Origin of the sequence: Streptomyces sp. NPDC046712, from assembly GCF_040645695.1 — a bacterium.
Taxonomy (GTDB): domain Bacteria; phylum Actinomycetota; class Actinomycetes; order Streptomycetales; family Streptomycetaceae; genus Streptomyces.
In genome coordinates, this window is the sequence record NZ_JBEYYW010000013.1 from 157,933 (window position 1) to 179,500 (window position 21,568).

General features: G+C 70.4%; 22 protein-coding genes and 1 tRNA gene. 11 read left to right on the top strand and 12 right to left on the bottom strand.

Annotated elements, in window-relative coordinates; genetic code table 11:
- Positions 1 to 24: 24 nt before the first annotated feature.
- Entirely contained in the window at positions 25 to 213 is a 189-nt protein-coding gene (locus ABZ939_RS19075; RefSeq protein WP_361856035.1) for a hypothetical protein, read from the top strand.
- A 56-nt stretch (positions 214 to 269) separates the two neighbouring features.
- On the opposite strand, the gene ABZ939_RS19080 is transcribed toward ABZ939_RS19075, so the two are convergent.
- Genes ABZ939_RS19080 through nth form a run of 3 tightly spaced genes read right to left on the bottom strand, consistent with a single transcriptional unit; the run spans position 270 to position 3,346 of the window.
- The gene (locus ABZ939_RS19080) at positions 270 to 1,469 is read right to left on the bottom strand and encodes a MarP family serine protease (RefSeq protein WP_361856038.1); all 1,200 of its coding nucleotides are present in this window, start codon (positions 1,467 to 1,469) and stop codon (positions 270 to 272) included.
- 54 nt (positions 1,470 to 1,523) lie between these two features.
- A complete protein-coding gene (locus tag ABZ939_RS19085) occupies positions 1,524 to 2,267 on the bottom strand; it encodes a CoA pyrophosphatase (protein ID WP_361856041.1) in 744 nt (247 codons plus the stop codon).
- Positions 2,268 to 2,314: 47 nt separating this feature from the next.
- Entirely contained in the window at positions 2,315 to 3,346 is a 1,032-nt protein-coding gene (nth, locus tag ABZ939_RS19090; RefSeq protein ID WP_361856044.1) for an endonuclease III, read from the bottom strand.
- A gap of 184 nt (positions 3,347 to 3,530) precedes the next feature.
- Here nth and ABZ939_RS19095 point away from each other — a divergent pair, with 184 nt between their 5' ends.
- Entirely contained in the window at positions 3,531 to 4,205 is a 675-nt protein-coding gene (locus ABZ939_RS19095) for a Crp/Fnr family transcriptional regulator (protein WP_015034542.1), read from the top strand.
- A gap of 74 nt (positions 4,206 to 4,279) precedes the next feature.
- Here ABZ939_RS19095 and ABZ939_RS19100 read toward each other — a convergent pair whose 3' ends face one another.
- The 5 genes from ABZ939_RS19100 to ABZ939_RS19120 form a co-directional block, all read right to left on the bottom strand.
- Positions 4,280 to 5,164: a prohibitin family protein gene (locus ABZ939_RS19100; RefSeq protein ID WP_361856047.1), complete on the bottom strand. Its 885-nt coding sequence runs from the start codon at positions 5,162 to 5,164 to the stop codon at positions 4,280 to 4,282.
- Positions 5,165 to 5,361: 197 nt separating this feature from the next.
- Positions 5,362 to 6,192 (bottom strand): MBL fold metallo-hydrolase, encoded by an 831-nt coding sequence (locus ABZ939_RS19105; RefSeq protein WP_361856050.1) that lies wholly within the window; start codon positions 6,190 to 6,192, stop codon positions 5,362 to 5,364.
- Positions 6,189 to 7,055, bottom strand: a complete 867-nt coding sequence (locus ABZ939_RS19110; protein ID WP_361856052.1) for an NUDIX hydrolase — start codon at positions 7,053 to 7,055, stop codon at positions 6,189 to 6,191. The genes ABZ939_RS19105 and ABZ939_RS19110 overlap by 4 nt, the downstream gene beginning before the upstream one ends.
- A 91-nt stretch (positions 7,056 to 7,146) precedes the next feature.
- Positions 7,147 to 7,617 (bottom strand): RidA family protein, encoded by a 471-nt coding sequence (locus ABZ939_RS19115; protein ID WP_361856055.1) that lies wholly within the window; start codon positions 7,615 to 7,617, stop codon positions 7,147 to 7,149.
- Positions 7,617 to 7,775 (bottom strand): DUF4177 domain-containing protein, encoded by a 159-nt coding sequence (locus ABZ939_RS19120; RefSeq protein WP_017947820.1) that lies wholly within the window; start codon positions 7,773 to 7,775, stop codon positions 7,617 to 7,619. The genes ABZ939_RS19115 and ABZ939_RS19120 overlap by 1 nt, the downstream gene beginning before the upstream one ends.
- A gap of 72 nt (positions 7,776 to 7,847) precedes the next feature.
- On the opposite strand from ABZ939_RS19120, the gene ABZ939_RS19125 reads away from it, so the two are divergent.
- Together ABZ939_RS19125 and ABZ939_RS19130 are read left to right on the top strand one after the other, a co-directional pair.
- Positions 7,848 to 8,810 (top strand): ArsA-related P-loop ATPase, encoded by a 963-nt coding sequence (locus ABZ939_RS19125; protein ID WP_361856058.1) that lies wholly within the window; start codon positions 7,848 to 7,850, stop codon positions 8,808 to 8,810.
- A gap of 98 nt (positions 8,811 to 8,908) precedes the next feature.
- Positions 8,909 to 10,177 (top strand): ArsA family ATPase, encoded by a 1,269-nt coding sequence (locus ABZ939_RS19130; protein ID WP_361856186.1) that lies wholly within the window; start codon positions 8,909 to 8,911, stop codon positions 10,175 to 10,177.
- An 87-nt stretch (positions 10,178 to 10,264) separates the two neighbouring features.
- On the opposite strand, the gene ABZ939_RS19135 is transcribed toward ABZ939_RS19130, so the two are convergent.
- Positions 10,265 to 10,609, bottom strand: a complete 345-nt coding sequence (locus ABZ939_RS19135; protein ID WP_026058363.1) for a WhiB family transcriptional regulator — start codon at positions 10,607 to 10,609, stop codon at positions 10,265 to 10,267.
- Between the two features lie 441 nt (positions 10,610 to 11,050).
- The gene (locus tag ABZ939_RS19140) at positions 11,051 to 12,316 is read right to left on the bottom strand and encodes a transposase (protein ID WP_361856060.1); all 1,266 of its coding nucleotides are present in this window, start codon (positions 12,314 to 12,316) and stop codon (positions 11,051 to 11,053) included.
- 245 nt (positions 12,317 to 12,561) lie between these two features.
- On the opposite strand from ABZ939_RS19140, the gene ABZ939_RS19145 reads away from it, so the two are divergent.
- Positions 12,562 to 14,793, top strand: coding sequence for a transglycosylase domain-containing protein (locus ABZ939_RS19145; RefSeq protein WP_361856063.1), 2,232 nt, complete (start codon positions 12,562 to 12,564; stop codon positions 14,791 to 14,793).
- A 73-nt stretch (positions 14,794 to 14,866) separates the two neighbouring features.
- Here ABZ939_RS19145 and ABZ939_RS19150 read toward each other — a convergent pair whose 3' ends face one another.
- A complete protein-coding gene (locus tag ABZ939_RS19150) occupies positions 14,867 to 15,331 on the bottom strand; it encodes a GatB/YqeY domain-containing protein (protein ID WP_361856066.1) in 465 nt (154 codons plus the stop codon).
- 73 nt (positions 15,332 to 15,404) lie between these two features.
- Here ABZ939_RS19150 and ABZ939_RS19155 point away from each other — a divergent pair, with 73 nt between their 5' ends.
- Together ABZ939_RS19155 and ABZ939_RS19160 are read left to right on the top strand one after the other, a co-directional pair.
- Positions 15,405 to 16,343: a metallophosphoesterase gene (locus tag ABZ939_RS19155; protein WP_361856069.1), complete on the top strand. Its 939-nt coding sequence runs from the start codon at positions 15,405 to 15,407 to the stop codon at positions 16,341 to 16,343.
- An 86-nt stretch (positions 16,344 to 16,429) separates the two neighbouring features.
- A tRNA-Pro gene (locus tag ABZ939_RS19160) sits at positions 16,430 to 16,503 on the top strand.
- 280 nt (positions 16,504 to 16,783) lie between these two features.
- Here the strand turns inward: ABZ939_RS19160 and ABZ939_RS19165 are convergent.
- Positions 16,784 to 17,377 carry a TetR/AcrR family transcriptional regulator gene (locus ABZ939_RS19165; protein ID WP_361856071.1) on the bottom strand — a complete coding sequence of 198 codons (594 nt, stop codon included), beginning with the start codon at positions 17,375 to 17,377 and terminating at the stop codon, positions 16,784 to 16,786.
- Between the two features lie 79 nt (positions 17,378 to 17,456).
- Between ABZ939_RS19165 and ABZ939_RS19170 the strand changes: the two genes are divergently transcribed.
- From ABZ939_RS19170 to ABZ939_RS19185, 4 genes are all read left to right on the top strand, one after another.
- Positions 17,457 to 18,389 carry an oxidoreductase gene (locus ABZ939_RS19170; protein ID WP_361856074.1) on the top strand — a complete coding sequence of 311 codons (933 nt, stop codon included), beginning with the start codon at positions 17,457 to 17,459 and terminating at the stop codon, positions 18,387 to 18,389.
- Between the two features lie 83 nt (positions 18,390 to 18,472).
- Positions 18,473 to 19,426 carry an NmrA/HSCARG family protein gene (locus ABZ939_RS19175; RefSeq protein ID WP_361856077.1) on the top strand — a complete coding sequence of 318 codons (954 nt, stop codon included), beginning with the start codon at positions 18,473 to 18,475 and terminating at the stop codon, positions 19,424 to 19,426.
- 174 nt (positions 19,427 to 19,600) lie between these two features.
- Positions 19,601 to 20,239: an endonuclease gene (locus ABZ939_RS19180; protein WP_361856079.1), complete on the top strand. Its 639-nt coding sequence runs from the start codon at positions 19,601 to 19,603 to the stop codon at positions 20,237 to 20,239.
- Positions 20,240 to 20,378: 139 nt separating this feature from the next.
- Positions 20,379 to 21,548, top strand: a complete 1,170-nt coding sequence (locus ABZ939_RS19185; RefSeq protein WP_361856081.1) for a protein kinase — start codon at positions 20,379 to 20,381, stop codon at positions 21,546 to 21,548.
- The last annotated feature ends 20 nt before the right edge of the window (positions 21,549 to 21,568 follow it).

Consider the following 21,568-nt stretch of genomic DNA (forward strand, 5'->3'; position numbering starts at 1 on the left):
TGGGCCCCGGGCAGACGTCGGGGTATGGGCTGGACGCACGACTACGGTGACACAGCACGCAACCGCCGCTCGACCGCTGGGCCGGGCACCCACGAGAGAGGTGGCCCGCAGGAGCAGGGCCGCTCGCATCCCGTGCAGGGGATCGGGATCCCCCGCATCCTGCGCCGCCGGGCCCGCTGGGTCTCGGCCAGGCTCAGGCACACCCGGGACTGACTCCCGGGACCGGCCGCCGGGACCGATCCCGGGGCCGGCCGCACTCGTCCGTTCGGCTACAGCGCGCACCCCTGGCTGTCGACCTGCTGGTTGGCCGCGCGACCCTGGACGATGTCGTCCCGGATCTCGTCCGCCGTCAGCGCGTACCCGGTGTTCGCGTCGTCGAGCGAACGGGCGAAGATCACGCCGTACACCTTGCCGTCGGCGGTGAGGAGCGGGCCGCCGGAGTTGCCCTGACGGACCGTCGCGTAGAGCGAGTACACATCCCTGCGCACCTCACCGCGGTGGTAGATGTCCGGGCCAGTGGCGTTGATACGGCCGCGGACGCGCGCCGAGCGGACGTCGTACGAGCCGTTCTCGGGGAAGCCCGCGACGATCGCGTTGTCGCCGCTGCGGGCGTCCTCGTCGGTGAACTGCAGGGGCTCGGCGTTCAGGTTCGGCACGTCCAGGACGGCGATGTCGCGCTGCCAGTCGTAGAGGACGACCTTCGCGTCGTACAGCTTGCCCTCGCCGCCGATCTGGACGGTCGGCTCGTCGACGCCTCCGACGACATGGGCGTTGGTCATGACACGGCGGTCGGAGAAGACGAAGCCGGTGCCTTCGAGGACCTTGCCGCAGCTCGGGGCCGTACCGACGACCTTGACGATGGAGCGCTGGGCGCGGGCGGCGACCGGGCTGCCGGCGAGCGCCGGGTCCGGGGGCCGGACCTCGGTGATGGGCTCGTTGGCGAACGGGCTGAAGACCTGCGGGAAGCCGTTCTGGGCGAGCGTCGAGGTGAAGTTCGTGAACCAGGTGGACGCCTGATCGGGCATCACCCGCTCGACCCCGAGGAGCACCTTGGAGTTGCGCACCTCCTTGCCCAGCGTGGGCATCGAGGTCTGGGCGAGGGCGGAGCCGAGCAGCCAGGCGACCAGCAGCATCGCGATCACGTTGACCAGCGCGCCGCCGGTGGCGTCCAGGGCGCGCGCCGGTGACCAGGTGATGTGCCGGCGCAGCTTGTTCCCGAGGTGAGTGGTGAAGGCCTGGCCTACCGAGGCACAGACGATCACCACGACCACGAAGACGACCGTCGCCGTGGTGGAGACCTGCGAGTTGTTCGTCAGCCAGTCCCAGATGACCGGGAGCAGGAGGACGGCGACGAGGCCGCCGCCGAGGAAGCCGACGACCGACAGGATGCCGACCACGAATCCCTGGCGATAACCGATGATCGCGAACCACACGGCGGCGAGCAGCAACAAGATGTCCAGCACGTTCACCGTCAATAGCCTCACAGATTCGTCTTCGGTCGCCCGGGCCCGGAGGTCAGCCTGTCATGAGCGCCAGTCCAGCGGGACCTCCTTGGCCCGGTCCCAGGGCCTCTCCCAGCCTGCGTAGTGGAGCAGCCGGTCGATCACTCCGGCCGTAAAACCCCAGACCAGGGCGGATGCGACAAGAAATGCGGGGCCCCGGTGACCGCTGGGGTGGACCGTGGTCGCGCGGTTCGCCGGGTCCGTGAGATCCGCCACGGGGACGGTGAAGACCCGGGCGGTCTCGGCGGGGTCGACCACGCCGACCGGGCTGGGAGTGCGCCACCAGCCGAGGACGGGGGTGACGACGAAGCCGCTGACCGGGATGTACAGCTGGGGCAGCACGCCGAAGAGCTGGACGCCGGAGGGGTCGAGGCCGGTCTCCTCCTCGGCCTCGCGCAGCGCGGCCCGCAGCAGGCCGCCGTCGGCCGGGTCGCCGTCCTCGGGGTCGAGGGCGCCACCGGGGAAGGAGGGCTGCCCGGCGTGCGAGCGCAGGGAGCCGGAGCGCTCCATGAGCAGCAGCTCGGGTCCGCGCTCGCCCTCGCCGAAGAGGATGAGGACGGCGGACTGGCGGCCGGCGCCGCTCGCGGGCGGCAGGAAGCGGCTGAGCTGCTCGGGCGCGACACCGCGGGCGGCGCGGTCGACGGGGGCGAGCCAGTCCGGCAGGCCGTCCCGGCTCAGCAGGCCGCCGGTCCCGACGCCGTGGGTCGAGTCCCCGGTGTACGCCTCGGTCTTGTCGATCTCTTCAGTCTCTTCAGTGCGCGTCATAGGCACCCCCGTGATTCACAACGCGATCGGTGTGTGCGTTCGTTCCCTCATGCCCCGGCCCCCTCGGCTCCCTCGGCCCCCGGGGCCACGCCGGGGGCGGGGGCGGCCGGGCGGCCCGGGTAGTCCGGGGGCGGGTTGAGGCGCTGGCCGGGGAAGCCGCCCTTCTCGTACTTCAGGAGCTTCTTCGCCTTCTCCGGGTCGGTCTCGCCCTCCCCGTACGCCGGGCAGAGCGGGGCGATCGGGCAGGCGCCGCAGGCGGGCTTGCGGGCGTGGCAGATCCGGCGGCCGTGGAAGATCACCCGGTGCGAGAGCATCGTCCACTCGCTCCTGGGGAAGATCTCGGCGATCTCCGCCTCGATCTTCACGGGGTCGTCGCCCTCGGTCCACTTCCAGCGGCGGGCGAGGCGCATGAAGTGGGTGTCGACGGTGATGCCCGGCACTCCGAAGGCGTTGCCGAGGACGACGAAGGCGGTCTTGCGGCCCACTCCGGGCAGTTTCACCAGGTCGTCGAGGCGGCCGGGGACCTCGCCCCCGAAGTCGTCCCTGAGGGCCGTGGCGAGGCCCATGATCGACTTGGTCTTGGCGCGGAAGAAGCCGGTGGGCCGGATCAGCTCCTCGACCTCCTCGGGGACGGCGGCGGCCAGGTCCTCGGGGGTCGAGTACTTCGCGAAGAGCGCGGGGGTGGTCTGGTTGACCCGCAGGTCGGTGGTCTGGGCGGAGAGGACTGTGGCGACGAGCAGCTCGAAGGGGTTCCGGAAGTCCAGTTCTGGGTGGGCGTACGGATAGACCTCGGCCAGCTCACGGTTGATCTTCCGGGCGCGGCGGACCATCGCGAGCCGGGATTCCGGTTTCGCTGATTTCGGAGCTGCCTTCACGGTCTTCGGGGCCGCCTTCGGAGTGGTTTTCGCGGCCGCGGCGGGAGCGGCCTTCGCCTTCGGCGTGGCCTTCGAGGTGGCCTTCGTTGGGCGTTTTGCGGCATTCGCCCGTTTCGGCGCACCCTGTTCGCCCACAGCGGAATTACCCTTGGCCGACACTCTTCCAGCCCCCTTGGCCTGCGCTCTCACCGGCGAGTTGGACACTCGGCCAGCCTAAGGGCCACCACCGACATCCGCCCTGGGCACGGCCGATCGCGACCCAATCGGGCCCCTGACGTACGGAGGAGTGGTTCGGTACGTCAAACTTGTTGTGATTGATCGCACTGTTTTGTGCGTCCGGCATCATGGGATCAAGGTCCCCTGAGCAGGTCGACATAGGAGAGAACTCGTGGACGACGTTCTGCGGCGCGCCCCGCTCTTCGCGGCGCTCGATGACGAGCAGGCCGCGGAGCTGCGCGCCTCGATGAGTGAAGCGACGCTCGCCCGTGGCGACGCGCTCTTCCACGAGGGCGACCCCGGCGACCGCCTGTACGTGGTGACCGAGGGCAAGGTGAAGCTCCACCGCACCTCGCCCGACGGTCGCGAGAACATGCTGGCCGTCCTCGGCCCCGGCGAGCTCATCGGTGAGCTGTCCCTGTTCGACCCGGGCCCGCGCACCGCCACCGCGACCGCGCTGACCGAGGTCAAGCTGCTGGGCCTGGGCCACGGTGACCTCCAGCCATGGCTGAACGCCCGCCCCGAGGTGGCCACCGCCCTGCTGCGCGCGGTCGCCCGCCGGCTGCGCAAGACCAACGACCAGATGTCCGACCTGGTCTTCTCCGACGTTCCGGGCCGTGTCGCCCGCGCGCTCCTCGACCTGTCGCGCCGCTTCGGCGTGCAGTCCGAGGAGGGCATCCACGTCGTGCACGACCTCACCCAGGAGGAGCTCGCCCAGCTGGTCGGCGCCTCCCGCGAGACGGTCAACAAGGCCCTGGCGGACTTCGCCCAGCGCGGCTGGCTGCGCCTGGAGGCGCGCGCCGTGATCCTGCTGGACGTGGAGCGCCTCGCGAAGCGCTCGCGGTAAGCACCGTCGTATGTACGAGAAGGGCCGCCCCGGTCGAACCGGGGCGGCCCTTCTCGTACTCCCAGGACGGTCGGTTACCGCTTCGTGCCGTCCACGATCAGCGGGTTCCCGTTGCCGCCGCCGCACGGAACCGCGTACACCGGGTTCTTCGCCGCGGCCTCCTTGTACGCGTCGATGCACTGGTTCATCAGGACCTTGTCGGTCAGCGAGTCGTTGAGGATCTTGTTGGCGCGGGCGATGCCCTCGGCCTCGATACGGCGCCGGTCGGCCTCGGCCTTGGCCGTACGGGCGGCCTCGGTGGCGCGCTCGGTGGCCTGCTGCTGCTGGATCTTGCGGTCGATCTGGCCCTGGAGGGCGTCCGACGGCTTCACATTGCGCAGGTTGACCGTGGTGACGGCGATGCCGCGCGGGGCGAGGCGCTCCTTGATCAGGGAGCCGATCTCGGCGTTGATCTTCTCGCGGTCCGTGGCGTAGCCCTGCTCGCTCGTGTAGCGGGCGAAGACGTTGCGGACGATCTCCCGGCTGTCGGGGTAGACCAGGCGCTGCTGGATGGCGTCCTCGCTGCCGGCGAGCCGGTAGAGCTCGACCGCCTTGGCGGGCGTCACGGCCCACTTCACGGTCACCTCGGCGTACATCACACCGCCCTGCGAGGAGCGGACCTCGACCACGTCCTTGTCGGAGAGGTTGAGGTCGACGGGGCGGGTCGAGAAGGTCGTGACGTCCGTGAACGGCGACTTGAGGTGCATGCCCGAGGTCATCGGGGTGCCCACCTTGCCGAACGCGACCGGGACGCCGACCTCGTACGCGCTGACGACGTAGAGGGTGGAGCCCAGCAGCGAGAAGACACCCGCGATGAGGGCACCGAGGGCGCCCAGCTTCAGCCCGCGCGTGTCGTTGCTGCGACCGATGAAGAACAGGACCGCTGCGGCGATGAGCAGCAGGACGGCTATGAAGAACATGGGCATTCCCCCGAGAGCTACGGCACAAGTAAGCGGAGCGTAAAGCACAGGCCAAAAGATCGAATTCTCGGGGTGACCCTGCACCGGGTGGTCCGCGGCGGCCATGGAGAGGCCCCCGATCGGCTCGATCGGGGGCCTCCGCCTCCGCTCGTACGGGCAGCCCGTGCGCCGCCGGATCGGCCCGCCGGGGTGGTCCGTCAGATCAGTCCGTGCTCCCGCAGGTACTCCAGCTGGGCCCGTACGGACAGTTCGGCGGCCGGCCAGAGAGAGCGGTCCACGTCCGCGTACACATGGGCGACGACCTCCGAGGCGGTCCGGTGGCCGCTCTCGACGGCCGTCTCCACCTGGGCGAGCCGGTGCGCCCGGTGCGCGAGGTAGAACTCCACCGCGCCCTGCGCGTCCTCCAGGACCGGGCCGTGGCCCGGCAGCACCGTGTGGACCCCGTCGTCGACCGTGAGCGAGCGCAGCCGGCGCAGCGAGTCCAGGTAGTCGCCGAGCCGCCCGTCGGGGTGGGCGACGATCGTCGTGCCGCGCCCGAGGATCGTGTCGCCCGTCAGGACGGCCCGGTCGGCGGGGAGGTGGAACGAGAGCGAGTCCGAGGTGTGGCCCGGCGTCGGCACCACCCGCAGCTCCAGACCGCCGACCGTGACCACGTCCCCGGCGGACAGCCCCTCGTCGCCGAGCCGCAGAGCCGGGTCCAGGGCCCGCACATGCGTCCCCGTCAGCTCGGCGAACCGGCCCGCGCCCTCGGCGTGGTCGGGGTGGCCGTGCGTCAGCAGCGTGAGCGCGACCCGCTTGCCGAGCTTCGCCGCGGTCTCGACGACATGCCTCAGGTGGCCGTCGTCGAGCGGACCCGGGTCGATGACCACGGCGAGGTCGGAGTCCGGCTCGGAGACGATCCAGGTGTTGGTGCCGTCGAGGGTCATCGCGGACGGATTCGGCGCGAGGACGTTGACGGCGCGTTCGGTCGCGGGGCCCGAGAGCACCCCGCCCCGGGGCTGCCCGGGCAGCGCGGCGGCGTCGCTCATGACGTCCCTCCCGTGGAGATGTGCTTGGTGAACTCGTCGTGGCCCGGCCAGCTCAGGATCAGCGCGTCCCCGTCCAGGCGCGCCTGCGCGAGTACGGGAGTCAGGTCCTGCTCCCCGGCGGTGGCCAGCGCCTCGGCGGCCGTGCCGAAGCGTTCGAGACCCCGCAGGGTCGAGATCGTCGGCGGCATCATCATCAGCTCGCCCCGGTCGTAGCCGGCCGCCGCCTCCGCCGGGCGGATCCAGACCGTGCGGTCCGCCTCGGTCGAGACGTCGCGCGTGCGCTGACCGGCCGGAAGCGCGGCCACGAAGAACCAGGTGTCGTACCGCCTGGGCTCGAACTCCGGCGTGATCCACCGCGCCCACGCGCCGAGCAGATCCGACCGCAGCACCAGACCGCGCCGGTCGAGGAAGTCGGCGAAGGACAGCTCGCGGGCGACCATCGCCTCGCGGTCCTTCTCCCAGTCGTCGCCCGTCGTGTCACCGACCACGGAATCGGCGGTCTCCCCGGCGAGCAGCACGCCCGCCTCCTCGAAGGTCTCGCGCACGGCCGCGCAGACGATCGCCTGCGCCTCTTCCGTACCCGTGACGCCGAGGCGCTCGGCCCAGCTCTCCAGGGACGGGCCCGCCCAGCGCACGGGGTGCTCGTCCCTCGGGTCGACGCCGCCGCCGGGATACGCGTACGCACCGCCCGCGAAGGCCATGGAGGCGCGCCGCCGCAGCATGTGGACGCTCGGCCCCTCGGCGCCGTCGCGCAGCAGCAGGACGGTCGCCGCCCGCCTGGGTGTCGCGGGGGTGAGCTCGCCCGCGGCCAGGGCGCGGATGCGGTCGGGCCATTCCGGGGGGTACCACTGACCATTCGACATGGCCGGATGGTATGCGCAACTACTCGTACGCACGAGAGCCGATTCCCCCTGGACGGGAGAACCGGCTCTTGACGAACGTACGGACGGACGGTCAGTCCTGGACGAGCTCCACCTGGACCTCGACCTCGACCGGGGCGTCCAGCGGCAGCACCGCGACACCCACCGCGCTGCGCGCGTGCACGCCCTTGTCGCCGAGGACCGCGCCCAGCAGCTCGCTGGCGCCGTTGATGACGCCCGGCTGACCGGTGAAGTCGGGGGCCGAGGCGACGAAGCCGACGACCTTCACGACCCGCTTGATCCGGTCCAGGTCACCGGCGACCGACTTCACGGCCGCGAGCGCGTTCAGCGCACAGGTCGCCGCGAGCTCCTTGGCCTCCTCGGCGGTGACCTCGGCGCCGACCTTGCCGGTCAGCTGAAGCTTGCCCGCCACCATCGGGAGCTGGCCCGAGGTGTAGACGTACACACCGGACTGCACGGCCGGCTGGTAGGCGGCCAGCGGAGGCACGACCGCCGGAAGGGTCAGGCCCAGCTCGGCGAGCTTCGCCTCGACGGCTCCGCTCATCAGGACTTCTCCCGCTTCAGGTAGGCCACGAGCTGCTCGGGGTTGTTCGGGCCGGGAACGACCTGGACGAGCTCCCACCCGTCCTCGCCCCAGGTGTCCAGAATCTGCTTCGTCGCGTGCACGAGAAGGGGCACGGTCGCGTATTCCCACTTGGTCATGGAGCCGACTGTATCCGCTGCCACAGGCAGCCTCCTGCTTAGGCTTCGCCGCCAGTGGTTAGGCTCGATGACGTGAGCAGGCTCCAGGTCGTCAGCGGCAAGGGCGGTACCGGTAAGACGACGGTCGCCGCCGCCCTCGCGCTCGCCCTCGCGACGGAGGGCAAGCGGACCCTCCTCGTCGAGGTCGAAGGCAGACAGGGCATCGCACAGCTCTTCGAGACGGAGGCCCTTCCGTACGAGGAACGCAAGATCGCCGTCGCGCCGGGCGGCGGGGAGGTGTTCGCGCTGGCCATCGACGCCGAGCGCGCGCTCCTCGACTACCTCCAGATGTTCTACAAACTGGGCAGCGCGGGCCGGGCCCTGAAGAAGCTCGGCGCGATCGACTTCGCGACGACGATAGCGCCGGGCGTACGGGACGTGCTGCTGACCGGCAAGGCGTGCGAGGCGGTCCGCCGGCGCGAGAAGCACGGCGGTTACACCTACGACCACGTGGTCATGGACGCGCCCCCGACCGGCCGGATCACCCGCTTCCTCAACGTCAACGACGAGGTGGCGGGTTTGGCCCGGATCGGCCCGATACACAATCAGGCGCAGGCCGTGATGCGGGTGCTCAAGTCCCCGGAGACGGCGGTGCACCTGGTGACGCTGCTGGAGGAGATGCCGGTCCAGGAGACCGCGGACGGCATCGCGGAGCTGCGCGATGCCGAACTCCCGGTGGGCGAGGTCATCGTGAACATGGTCCGTCCGCACGTCCTCGACGAGGCGGCGGTACGGGCCGCCTCCGGCGACCACCGGGACGCGGTCGCGAGGACCCTGACGGCCGCGGGAATCACCGGCGGCACGAAGCTGGTCGAGCCGCTCCTGGAGCAGGCGGGCGAGCACGCCCAGCGGGTGGAGCTGGAGCGCGAGCAGCGGGCGGTGCTCGCCGGGCTCGGCGTACCGACGTACGAACTCCCGTTCCTCGGGGACGGGGCGGACATCGCGGGCCTGTACCGGCTGGCGAAGGACCTGAGGAAGCAAGGGGTGGGCGCGTGACGGAGAAGGCTGCCGCGGTGAACGGTCCCGACTCCTTGCCCGTCGCGAACGGGCTCGATTCCGCCCTCGGCGCGAACGGGCTCGACTCCGCTCCCGTTCTGCACCTGGATCCGCTCATCGACGATCTGGGCACGCGGATCATCGTCTGCTGCGGCGCCGGCGGGGTCGGCAAGACGACCACTGCGGCGGCCCTCGGCGTACGGGCGGCCGAACGGGGCCGCAAGGTCGTCGTACTGACGATCGACCCGGCGCGCCGGCTGGCCCAGTCGATGGGGATCGACTCGCTCGACAACATCCCCCGGAAGGTCGACGGCATCAAAGGTTCCGACGGCGGAGAACTGCACGCGATGATGCTCGACATGAAGCGGACCTTCGACGAGATCGTCGAGGCGCACGCGGACGCCGAGCGGGCCCGGGCGATTCTGGAGAACCCCTTCTACCAGTCCCTGTCGGCCGGTTTCGCCGGTACGCAGGAGTACATGGCGATGGAGAAGCTCGGGCAGCTGCGGGCCCGCGACGAGTGGGACCTGATCGTCGTCGACACGCCCCCGTCCCGTTCGGCGCTCGACTTCCTGGACGCGCCGAAGCGGCTCGGTTCCTTCCTGGACGGGAAGTTCATCAAGCTGCTGATGACCCCGGCGAAGATGGGCGGCCGGGCGGGGATGAAGTTCCTCAACGTCGGCATGTCGATGATGACCGGGACCCTGGGGAAGCTGCTGGGCGGTCAGTTCCTGAAGGACGTGCAGACCTTCGTGGCCGCGATGGACACGATGTTCGGCGGCTTCCGGACCCGGGCGGACGCGACGTACAAGCTGCTCCAGGCCCCGGGCACGGCGTTCCTCGTGGTGGCCACGCCGGAGCGGGACGCGCTGCGCGAGGCCGCCTACTTCGTGGAGCGGCTGGCCGCCGAGGAGATGCCGCTGGCCGGCCTCGTCCTCAATCGCGTCCACGGCAGTGGCGCCGCCCGGCTGTCGGCCGAGCGGGCACGGGCCGCCGCGGAAAATCTTGACGAGGGGCGCATTGTCGATCAGACGGGCGGGAAGACTGGTGTTCGTGGCTCCCGAGCCACACCCGCCGAGCCGTCAGACACCGCCACCGCCGCCGCACGTTCTTCGCACGACGAGGCTGCCCCCACAGCCGACCCCGCCACACACGACATTCAGCAGTTGACCGCAGGACTGCTCCGTCTCCATGCCGAGCGGATGCAGGTGCTCGCGCGCGAACAGCGCACGCGTGACCGCTTCACGGCGCTCCACCCCGAGGTGGCTGTGGCCGAAGTGGCCGCCCTGCCCGGCGACGTACACGATCTCGCAGGGCTGCGGGCCATCGGTGACCGGCTCACGGCCGGACGGATACCGTCGGCCTGAGCTGTACGAACGCCGGCGGGGGCGTAAGCCGCCGCCGCGTAGGTCTCGTATGTGTCGTACGCCTCGTACGTCGCGTGCCGGCGGGGGTCAGCCCACCGCCGCGTACGCCTCGTACGTCGCGTCGTCCTCCATCGCCACGGGCAGCAGACCCGCTCCCCGCTCGTACTCCGTGCGCGCCGTCTCGAGCAGTCGCCGCCACGAGGTGACGGTCGGCCGCCGGCGCAGCAGGGCACGGCGCTCGCGCTCCGTCATGCCGCCCCACACACCGAACTCCACACGGTTGTCCAGGGCGTCGGCCAGGCACTCGGTCCGCACCGGGCATCCGGTGCACACCGCCTTCGCCCTGTTCTGTGCCGCTCCCTGCACGAAAAGTTCATCCGGATCGGTAGTGCGGCAGGCCGCCTGCGCACTCCAGTCAGCTACCCAGCCCATACCGGCGCCGTCCTCTCCCGAATCGAGGCTCCCCCACGGCGGTAGCGGCATATTCACCGCTGCCAGTTGGTGACGTTACGGAAGGTGGGCACAGCGCAACACCCCCTTCGGGCCCAATCTTGAATGGCCCGAACGGACTATGCGTACGCGGCAGATCACCCAGGGGAGTGACCGGAGGACATGCGTGTCGAAACCGGCGAACCGGTACAGTTCGCCCGACTGTGACGGAGCCACTTGGGGCGTCGAGTGACGCATGGGGCGGAATCGGGCATGGGTTCCCAGGCTTCGGGGTCAAGGGAATTCATGCCGATGTCACGCCCGGGTCTTGATGCAGAACCACACTGCTGTGACAGTTGAGAGCAGCTTAGGCCAAGGCATATACGTGTGTCCGGCGAATGAGAACGTGAAGTGTTCTCCCGGCCGTGGCCGGGAGATTCCTGCCTACCTTGCGGTGGCGGGCTTGACGCGGCGTGCGCGCCTGACGACTGCCCTCCCGGCAGCCGGGACGAGCGTGAGGCCCATCCGGTAGAGGTGCAGGACGTTCCTCGAAGCGTTGTGGTCGGCGTTGCCGGCCCAGCCGCAGTCGGGGTTCTTGCACACGAACACGGCCTGGGACTCCCGGCTGCCCGGCGTGGTGGATCCACAGACCGAGCAGCGCCGGGAGGTTCCCGGCGCGGGCACCTTCACCAGCGTCCCGCCCTGGCGGGAGGTCTTGTATGCCAGTTGCTCGACCGTTCGGCCCCACGCCTGTGCGTGGATGGAGCGGTTGAGGCCGGACTTCTGCGCGACGTTCTTCCCTGGGGAATCCGCGGTGCCCTTGGCGGACCTGGTCATGTTCGTGATCTTCAATGCCTCCACCACGACAGTGCCGTACTTCCTGGCGATGTCGGTGGTGGTCTTGTGCTGCCAGTCCAGGTGCCTGCGCTTGGCTCTCGCTCGAAGCCCTTGGATCCGGTCGTAGGTGCGCCGCAGACGTCGGGAGGTCTTCTCCCCGCGCCGGCGGCAGGCCTTGCGGCAGGCGGCCCGTCGCTCCAGCCGGAGCAGTGTCGCCCGTTCCTTCTCGGTCAGCCATTCGCCGTGGTCGTGCGTGGCCCCGTCGGAGAGCGCAAGCGGGACACCGATGCCGACGTCGATGCCGACCTCGGGGCCCGCGTGCGGCTCGGGGGCGGAATCGTAGGTCTGGATGCGGAAGGCGACGTGCCAGCCGAGCGCGTCCTTGACCAGTCGAGCCCCTGTGATCCGGTTCTGCTGGTCGGCGCGTTTGCCGACGGGGAGATCCTTCGTCCAGCGAAAGCGGACCCGGCCGAGCTTGGGGATGGTGACCATCCCCCACCGGCGGTGCACACGGGAGATGTTCAGGTCCCGTCCCTGCGGGACGTCCACCGACATCACCGTGCGGCAGCGGGCCTTGAAGCCCGGCTCGCCGGCCCGGCCCTCCCAGCAGTTCTTCCATGCCTGGAAGTACGTCTTCAGTACCGCCTGCGCGGCCTGGGCGGGCAGGACGCCGAGCCAGTCGATCTCCTTGCGGGCCTGCCGAATCGCCGCATCGGCGGCGGCCAGCGACCGACGCTCCCGCGGGAGGACCGTCCACCACTCGTGCAGCAGATTCCACATCGTGCGGGCCGCGTGCGCCTGCTCATCGGCGAGCCGGACCTGCGCAGGCGTCAGGACCAGCCGGGCGCGGTGCCCGAACTGCCGCTTCACCATCGCATGCCGCCTCACACCCCGAAGCTAGATCACCGCGGCATGCCGACGGCGGCGATGTCGTGGTTCGACGCATATTGGCTGCAACCTGCACGCAGTCGTGGTTTCCCTCGTCGAGTACCCGTATGGCGTGATCACTGGAGGCATGCGGCACCGACCGCCTCCCGAGTGTCACGGTCTGGTACTCGAACGCTCCGAGAAGCCCCTGCTCCTGCGGATCGCTCATAACTACGGATTAGGCTGCCCCCATGCCAAAGAAGCGCTCGGGCGGAGGTCTGACCGGGACCCAGCAGGCCGCCAAGTTCCTCGGTGTCAGTGTGCTCTCCGGAGCCGTGCTGGCAGGCATCGCCCTGCCCGCGGCCGGAGCGCTCGGACTGGCCGCCAAGGGCACGGTCGAGGGATTCGACGAAATCCCGTCCAACCTCAAGACGCCGCCGCTGAGTCAGCGCACCACGATCCTCGACTCCGAGGGCGGCCACCTCGCCACCGTGTACTCGCGCGACCGGAAGGTCGTGCCGCTGGAGAAGATCTCTCCGTACATGCAGAAGGCGATCGTCGCGGTCGAGGACTCGCGCTTCTACGAGCACGGAGCGATCGACCTCAAGGGCGTGCTGCGCGCGATCAACCGCAACGCCCAGTCGGGCGGCGTGGCCCAGGGCGCCTCGACGCTCACGCAGCAGTACGTGAAGAACGTCTTCGTCGAGGAGGCCGGTGACGACCCCGAGAAGGTCGCCCAGGCCACCCAGCAGACCATCGGCCGCAAGGTGCGCGAACTGAAGTACGCGATCCAGGTCGAGGAGGAGCTGGGGAAGAAGAAGATCCTCGAGAACTACCTGAACATCACCTTCTTCGGCCAGCAGGCCTACGGCATCGAGGCGGCGTCCCAGCGCTACTTCTCCAAGCCCGCCGCCGACCTGAAGCTGGAGGAGGCCGCGATGATGGCCGGCCTCGTCCAGTCGCCGAGCCGCTACGACCCGGTCAACGATCTCCAGGAAGCCACCAAGCGCCGCAACGTGGTGCTCCAGCGGATGGCCGACGTGAAGGACATCAGCCAGGCGGAGGCGGACCGGGCGAAGGCCGCGCCCATCAAGCTGAAGGTGAAGGCGCCGAAGAACGGCTGCATCACCGCCGTCGACGGCGCCGGGTTCTTCTGCGACTACGTCCGCAAGACGATCCTCAGCGACCCGGTCTTCGGCAAGACGGTCGAGGAGCGGCAGAAGCTGTGGAACCTGGGCGGTCTGACCATCCGGACCACGCTCGACCCGCGTGCGCAGGAGGCGGCCAACAAGGCGGCCGTCGCGAAGATCAACGAGGACGACAAGGTCGCCGCCTCGGTGGTCCAGGTCCAGCCGGGCAGCGGCAAGATCCTCTCGATGGGCCAGTCCCGGCCGTACGGCCTGGACCAGAAGCAGCATCAGACCACGCTCAACCTGGCCGTCGGCAGCAAGATGGGCGGCACGACCTACGGTTTCCAGGTCGGTTCGACGTTCAAGCCGATCACGGCTGCGGCGGCCCTGGAGAAGGGGCTCAGCCCGGCGCAGTCGTTCAGCTCCGGGTACGAGATCACCATTCCGGAGAACTCGTACACCCGCTGCGACGGACAGCCGGCGGGATACACCGACTGGAAGGTCGGCAACGAGCTCAAGTCCGAGACCGGCACCTGGGACATGACGAGCGCGCTCGGCAAGTCCATCAACACGTACTTCGCCAAGCTGGAGCAGATGGCCGGTCTGTGCGAGACGGTCCAGATGGCGAAGAAGGTCGGGTACGAGCGGGAGCTGGGCAAGAAGATCAAGGAAAGCCCCTCCATCACGCTCGGCGCGATCGAGGCCACCCCGCTCGACATGGCGGCGGTGTACTCCACCTTCGCCAACCGCGGCACGTACTGCACCCCGGTCGCCATCGAGTCGATCAAGACGGCGAACGGCGAGCGTCTGAAGGTGCCTCAGACGGAGTGCTCGCGGGCGATGAGCGAGCGCACCGCGGACATGATCAACCAGATGCTGAAGGGCGTCGTCGAGGACGGCACCGGTACGAAGGCGGGTCTGAGCGACCGCGACAACGCCGGCAAGACGGGTACGACGAACGACCGCAAGGACGCCTGGTTCGTCGGCTACACCCCGAACCTGTCCACGGCGGTGTGGGTCGGTGACGACGTCGGCGAGAAGCAGTCGATGTACGACATCACCATCGGCGGCCAGTACTACGACAAGGTCTGCGGTGGCTGCCTGCCGGGCCCGATCTGGAAGATCGCGATGACCGGGGCGCTGAACGCCTCCGAGACGCCGTCCTTCGCGCCCATCTCCGTCCCGCGCGGCGAGAACCCGGAGGACAAGGAGAAGGACAAGGGCAAGCCCCGCGACGACAACAGGCCGGGGGGCGACGAGGGCGACAGCCCGTTCCCGGGCATCACGATCCCGCCGGATCTGATCGGCGGCGGTCAGGGTGGTCGCGGCGGCGGCAACGGAAACGGCCGGTAGGACCGGCCGGCAGGACATGAGCGAGGGCGCCTCCCGCACGGCGGGAGGCGCCCTCGGTCGTGGGTAGGGAGACTCAGCCCGCGAGCAGCTTCTTCACGGCGGCCGCGACGCGCCCGCCCTCGGCCTGCCCGGCGACCTTCGGGTTCACGATCTTCATGACGGCGCCCATGGCGCGCGGCCCCTCGGCGCCGGCGCCCTTGGCCTCGGCGACGGCCGCCGCGACGATCTGCTCCAGCTCGTCGTCGCTCAGCTGCTTGGGCAGGTACGCGTCGAGGATGACGCCCTCGGCCTTCTCCCGCTCGGCCGACTCGGCGCGGCCGCCCTGGGCGAAGGCGTCCGCGGCCTCGCGGCGCTTCTTCGCCTCCTTGGCGATCACCTTCTGCACCTCGTCGTCGGAGAGTTCGCGCTTGGTCTTGCCCGCGACCTCCTCCTTGGTGATCGCGGCGAGGGTGAGCCGGAGCGTCGAGGAGCGCAGCTCGTCGCGCTCCTTGATGGCGGCGTTGAGGTCGTCCTGAAGCTTGGCCTTGAGCGTGGTCATGCCCCAAGTGTGTCAGGTGCCCCATCCTGCCCGCCCGCGCATTTCCCTCCATCGGGTCTGCGACGATGGGGGGATGCGCGCACGGTACGGGATCCCCCTGAAGATCACGGCAGGTCTTACGGCGACGGCGGCGGCCGGACTCGTCTACGCGGCGGGCTTCGAGGCCCGCTCGTTCCGTCTCCGCCGGGTGACGGTGCCCGTACTCCCGCGCGGCATGCGGGATCTGCGGGTCCTTCAGGTCTCCGACATCCACATGGTCTGCGGCCAGCACAAGAAGCGGGCATGGCTGCAGAAGCTCGCGGGGCTGCGCCCGGACTTCGTCGTCAACACGGGCGACAACCTCTCGGACACGGACGCGGTGCCGGAGGTCCTGGACGCGCTCGGGCCGCTGATGGAGTTCCCGGGCGTGTACGTCTTCGGCTCCAACGACTACTACGGGCCGCGGCTGCGCAACCCCGCCCGCTATCTCCTGGAGAAGGCCCAGGGCCGTCACGGCCTCAACGGCAACGCGCCGGTGGTGGGCGCGGTGCACAACCCGTGGGAGGGGCTGCGGGACGCCTTCGACGAGGCGGGCTGGGTGAATCTGACGAACACCCGCGGCCGGCTGAAGCTGCCCGATCTCGAGGTGGCCTTCACCGGCCTGGACGACCCGCACATCAAGCGGGACCGGTACGAGCGGGTGGCGGGCGGCCCGGACGTGACGGCGGACTTCTCGATGGGCGTGGTCCACGCCCCGTATCTGCGCACCCTGGACGCCTTCACGGCGGACGGCTACGGGCTGATCCTGGCGGGCCACACGCACGGCGGCCAGCTGTGCGTCCCCTTCTACGGCGCCCTGGTGACCAACTGCGACCTGGACACGGACCGGGTGAAGGGTCTCTCCACGCACACGGTGGAGGGCCGGACCTCCTTCCTCCATGTCTCGGCCGGCTGCGGCACGAACCGGTTCACCCCGGTGCGCTTCGCCTGCCCGCCGGAGGCGACGCTGCTGACCTTGACGGCGCGCGGCTGACGGCCGCGAAACCGGATTTCGTCTCAGGCCGCGGGTGGGCTAAAGTAATCGATGTCGCCGCGACGTGCAGAACAGAGCAGCGACATCGGGGTGTAGCGCAGCTTGGCAGCGCGCTTCGTTCGGGACGAAGAGGTCGTGGGTTCAAATCCCGCCACCCCGACTTCGTAAGACCAGGTCAAGGGCCTGATCCGCAGAGCGGATCAGGCCCTTCCTGCGTTCCCGGTAGCTTTCCCCGACGGCGCTGCGCACCCGATGAAACGCCGGAAAATCAAGAATCATCCCGGCGGCACACAAGAAAACCCGGCCCGTCGGAATTCGGGCACCGCGCCGAGCGGCGAGCCGAGTTCGTCGGCGGGCCCAGGCCGGCTGCCTTGCCTCCAACGCCCTCACCTTGGGTGCCCATCGCCCGGCGCCGTGCGCCCCCGTGAGATTGGGCGGTACTACTCCGGTGCGCAGCCCCGCAGGGTGGAGGCGATCACGTCGTCGAGGCCGTGGCGGCTCATCTCGGGGGGCAGCATGCCGCTCACCGCGAGGCCCGCGTAGCCGTGGAGTGCGGAGAAGACCGGCAGGGCGACGCGTTCGAGCGGCCCCTCCCGTACCTCGCCCCTGCGCTGGCCCTCGGCGATCAGTTCGAGGACCTGCTCGGACCAGCGGTGGGCCGCCGCGCCCAGGGCCTCCGACGCCTCCGGGCTGTGCTTGACCGAGAACATCAGGTCGAGCAGCGCGGCGTTGGTCGTGGCGAAGTCCACGTAGGCGCGGGCCACGGCGTCCAGGCGTTCGGCGAACGACTCGCCGAGGCCCTCCTGGGAGGCCGCGATGGTCGCGCCGAGCCGCTCGAAGCCGGCCAGGGCCAGGGCGTCCAGCAGGACCTGCTTGGTCTTGAAGTGGCGGCTGGGCGCGGCGGGGCTCACCCCGATGTCGCGGGCCAGTTCCCGCAGCGACAGGGCGCCCACCCCCTTCTCGCGCAGCGTCTGCTCGGCACGTGCGAGCAGCGCGGCGGGGAGGTCTCCGTGGTGGTAGGGGCGGTTCTTCACCTCCTCACCCTAGCTCGACGTGAGCACCGCCCACATTGTTGGCGTTGCATACATTGTTATCACCGCCTACATTGGACCCATGGCAAAGAACCTGACCACCCCGCCCTGGAACACCACCGACATCCCCGACCAGACCGGCCGCACCGCCGTCGTGACCGGCGCCAACAGCGGACTCGGCCTCGCCACCGTCGCGGCGCTGGCCGGTGCGGGCGCCCACGTCGTCCTCGCGGTACGGGACACCACGCGCGGCGAGGCCGCGGCCCGGACCGTACGGGGCAGCGTGGAGGTGCGCCGGCTCGACCTGGCCGACCTCTCCTCCGTACGCGAGTTCGCCGCCGGCTGGGACGGCGACCTGGACCTGCTCATCAACAACGCAGGCGTCATGAACGTCCCCGAGGCCCGCACCAAGGACGGCTTCGAGATGCAGTTCGGCACCAACCACCTGGGCCACTTCGCCCTGACCAACCTGCTGCTGCCGCACGTCACCGACCGCGTGGTGACCCTGTCGTCCGCCGCGCACAAGTTCCCGGGCGGCACCCGCATCCACTTCGACAACCTCGACCTGGCCGGCGCGTACAGCCCCATGACCGCCTACAGCCAGTCCAAGCTCGCCAACCTGCTCTTCACCCTGGAGCTCCAGCGCCGGCTCACCGAGGCGGGCTCGTCCGTACGGGCACTGGCCGCACACCCCGGCTGGGCCGCCACCAACCTCCAGAGCCACGACGCCAACTTCCTGCGTGGCGCCTTCCTCCGGCTGGGCAACCGGCTCGTCGCCCAGGACAGCCGGGCCGGCGCCCTGCCGACCCTGTACGCCGCCGTCCAGGACCTGCCGGGCGCGAGCTACGTCGGCCCCGACGGCATGTTCGAAACGCGCGGCGCCCCCACTCTGGTCAGCCGCTCGGCGGCGGCCAGCGACCCTGAATCCGCCCGACGACTGTGGACCGTGTCCGCGGCGCTCACCGGCGTCCCGTTCCCCGAACCGGCCGCCGTCGCATCAGCAGCGACGGCCTGACCCGTACGGCCCCCGAGCCCTGACGCATACATGTGAGTACGCCGGGAACGCGCCGAAGGAGGCGGCTGCGAGGCGAATCGATCATGATCGAGAAGAAGATCATCACGGTGATCGGCGCGACCGGTCGACAGGGTGGCAGTCTCGTGCGGGCGATCCTGGCGGACCGGGAGAGCGAGTTCGTGGTCCGGGCCGTCACCCGTCACCCGGACGGGGAACCGGCCGGGGAGCTGAAGCGGCTGGGCGTCGAGGTCGTCCGGGCCGACATGGACGACGAGTCCAGCCTCACCCCGGCCTTCGAGCACGCGTACGGCGCCTTCGTCGTGACGAACTTCTGGGAGCACATGTCCGCGGAACGGGAGAAGACCCAGGCCCACGCGGTCGCGCGGGCCGCCTCGCACGCCGGCGTCCAGCACGCGATCTGGTCCACGCTGGAGGACACGCGCGCGTGCATCCCCCTCGACGACGACCGGATGCCCACGCTCCAGGAGCGGTACAAGGTGCCCCACTTCGACGGCAAGGCGGAGGCGGACCACTACTTCACCGAGGAGGCCGTACCGACGACGTTCCTGCGCACCACGTTCTACTGGGAGAACCTGCTCGGTTCGTTCGCGCCGCAGCATGCCGCGGACGGCGCGCTCTGGCTGACGCTTCCGATGGGCGGGAGCAGGCTCTCCGGTATCGCCGTCGAGGACATCGGGAAGACCTCCCTGGCCGTCTTCCGGCGCGGCACCGACCTCATCGCCGCCACGGTCAGCATCGCCGGCGAGCACCTCACGGTCGCCGACATGGCCGCGGCTCTCACCGAAACGCTCGGCGAACCGGTGCGGTACCGGCCCCTGACCCCGGACGAGTGGCGCGCGCAGGGATTCCCCGGCGCGGACGAGGCGGGAAACATGTTCCAGTACTACGCGGACTGCGAGCACCAGTTCACCGCGGCCCGCGACCTCGTCGCCGTCCGGAATCTCAACCCCGCACTGCAGAACTTCGCCACCTGGCTCGCCGCCCACCGTGACCGGCTGCGCACCGCCCTGATGTGACGCCGGGAGGACGGGATGAGCACCGCAGAAAGGCTCTCGACGCGCGCCGGTGGACCCTCGCCGACGCGGACCCGCTCCTCGAGGACGACCCCTGGAGCCCCGCCCCGCGGCCCCGCTCGCTCGGGGCGGCGGCGGACCGCCTCCACCGCGGATGACGAGCGAAGGAGTGCTCCGATGGACACCTCCGAAGTGATCACCAGGCTACTGCGGGAACACGGGCGGACCTATGCCGACGAAGCCGGCATCACCCTGCACGACAAGCCCGCCCCGCTGTACCAACTGCTCGTACTCACCGTCCTGTGCTCGATCCGGATCAGGGCCGAGACGGCCACCGCCGCCGCCCGGGAGCTGTTCGCGGCGGGGCTGCGGACGCCACGGGCCATGGCGGACTCCGGCTGGCAGGAGCGCGTCGACGCCCTCGGGCGGGCTCACTACGTCCGCTACGACGAGAGCACCGCGACCGCGCTGGGCGACGGTGCGGAGCTGCTGCTCGACCGCTTCCACGGCGATCTGCGCAGACTGCGTGAGCAGGCCGGAGGCGATACGGCAGAGCTGCGCGGGCTGTTGCAGGAGGTGCCCCGCATCGGGCCGGTGGGCGCCGACATCTTCTGCCGGGAAGTCCAGGCCGTATGGCCGGAGTTGCGACCGTTCTTCGACGAACGCTCCCGCTCGGCCGCCGCCGACCTCGGGCTTCCCCGCACCTCGAGCGGCCTCGCGGAGCTGGTGCCGCCGGAGGACCTGGCCCGACTGGCGGCCGCCCTGGTGCGCGTCAGCCTGTCCAAGAGCGCGACGGAGGAGCTGCGGGCCGCGTGAGGGCGGCGGAAGAGGCCATCCGGGGGCGGGATGTCGATCAAGCGGCTCTACTCTTGAACGGCATCGGATGCCGGACAGCGGAGTACGGCGACGCGTGCTTCCTGTCAGGTTGACTGACCGTCGAAAGGCTGGGTCTCAGGTGCTGGTCGCGGACCGATATCGGCTCCACTCGTGTGTCGGACGTGGCGGTATGGGCGAGGTGTGGCAGGCCACGGACGAGGTGCTCGGGCGGGCCGTCGCCGTGAAGCTGATGCTCGGTCACGGCACCGACCCTTCGGCGGCCGACCGGTTCCGGCTGGAGGCGCAGACGGCGGCGCGGCTGAGCCATCCCCATGTCGTCGGGGTCTTCGACTTCGGCACGTGGGACGGAAAGCTGTTCCTCGTCATGGAGTTGGTGGACGGAGAGAGCCTCGCCGGGGACGCGGGAGCGCCACGCGTGCTGCCCGCGGAGCGGGTGGCCGTCGTCGCCGCCCACGCCGCCGCCGGGCTGGCCGCCGCGCACCGGGAGGGGGTCGTGCACCGGGACATCAAGCCCGGGAACCTGCTGCTCGACGGCGAAGGGACCGTGAAGCTCGCGGACTTCGGCATCGCCCGGTTCGTCGACGATCCCTCCGCCGGACTCACCACCACGGGGCAGATCGTCGGCACCGGCCTCTACCTCGCCCCCGAACGAGCCCTCGGCCGACCCGCCTCGCCGGCGTCGGACGTGTACTCGCTCGGCTGCGTGCTGTACCAACTCCTCACCGGCCGACCTCCGTTCCGGGGCGACACCGCGACCGCGCTGCTGTACCAGCACATCGACACACCGCCCGCTCCTCCCCGGCAGCTCGGGGTGGGGCTGCCGGCCGCGTTCGAGGAGTACCTCCTCACGCTGCTGGCCAAGGAGCCCGAGCAGAGACCCCCGGCCCAGGCGATCGCGGACTGGTTCTCCTCGGGCGCCTGGCGCGGTCACCCTCAGCCGCATGCCCAGCCGCCCCGTCAACCGCACCCACAGCCCCGCCACAACGCGCCGCGCCCGCAGGCCCGCCCGGTACCGCACGCGCAGCCGCGTCAGACGTCGCACCCTCAGCCTCGCCACACTGCGCCGCACCCGCACCCGCAGCCGCGCCACACGCCGCCGCACGCGCAGCCGCGCCCCATGGCGCCCCGACCGCAGACCGGCTCCGCTCCCGTTCCGCGACGGCAGGCGCGCCGGAGCGAGGGCGGTCTCGCCGCCCTCTCCCGGCGCCGTCCCAGGAAGACCGCCGCCGTGGCCGGCGGCATAGCGTTCGTCGTCTTCCTGCTCATCGGCATGGCCTGGCTGTCCTAGGCATCGACGGGGGCGCCGGC

Bases quoted from the DNA above. Each gene is read 5' to 3' on its own strand.
- ABZ939_RS19175 (WP_361856077.1), top strand. From the start codon at position 18,473: ATGATCGAGAAGAAGATCATCACGGTGATCGGCGCGACCGGTCGACAG.
- ABZ939_RS19105 (WP_361856050.1), bottom strand. From the start codon at position 6,192: ATGAGCGACGCCGCCGCGCTGCCCGGGCAGCCCCGGGGCGGGGTGCTC.
- ABZ939_RS19115 (WP_361856055.1), bottom strand. From the start codon at position 7,617: ATGAGCGGAGCCGTCGAGGCGAAGCTCGCCGAGCTGGGCCTGACCCTT.
- ABZ939_RS19100 (WP_361856047.1), bottom strand. From the start codon at position 5,164: ATGTTCTTCATAGCCGTCCTGCTGCTCATCGCCGCAGCGGTCCTGTTC.
- ABZ939_RS19150 (WP_361856066.1), bottom strand. From the start codon at position 15,331: ATGACCACGCTCAAGGCCAAGCTTCAGGACGACCTCAACGCCGCCATC.
- ABZ939_RS19135 (WP_026058363.1), bottom strand. From the start codon at position 10,609: ATGGGCTGGGTAGCTGACTGGAGTGCGCAGGCGGCCTGCCGCACTACC.
- ABZ939_RS19120 (WP_017947820.1), bottom strand. From the start codon at position 7,775: ATGACCAAGTGGGAATACGCGACCGTGCCCCTTCTCGTGCACGCGACG.
- ABZ939_RS19075 (WP_361856035.1), top strand. From the start codon at position 25: ATGGGCTGGACGCACGACTACGGTGACACAGCACGCAACCGCCGCTCG.
- ABZ939_RS19170 (WP_361856074.1), top strand. From the start codon at position 17,457: ATGGCAAAGAACCTGACCACCCCGCCCTGGAACACCACCGACATCCCC.
- ABZ939_RS19145 (WP_361856063.1), top strand. From the start codon at position 12,562: ATGCCAAAGAAGCGCTCGGGCGGAGGTCTGACCGGGACCCAGCAGGCC.
- ABZ939_RS19085 (WP_361856041.1), bottom strand. From the start codon at position 2,267: ATGACGCGCACTGAAGAGACTGAAGAGATCGACAAGACCGAGGCGTAC.
- ABZ939_RS19155 (WP_361856069.1), top strand. From the start codon at position 15,405: ATGCGCGCACGGTACGGGATCCCCCTGAAGATCACGGCAGGTCTTACG.
- ABZ939_RS19180 (WP_361856079.1), top strand. From the start codon at position 19,601: ATGGACACCTCCGAAGTGATCACCAGGCTACTGCGGGAACACGGGCGG.
- ABZ939_RS19140 (WP_361856060.1), bottom strand. From the start codon at position 12,316: ATGGTGAAGCGGCAGTTCGGGCACCGCGCCCGGCTGGTCCTGACGCCT.
- ABZ939_RS19110 (WP_361856052.1), bottom strand. From the start codon at position 7,055: ATGTCGAATGGTCAGTGGTACCCCCCGGAATGGCCCGACCGCATCCGC.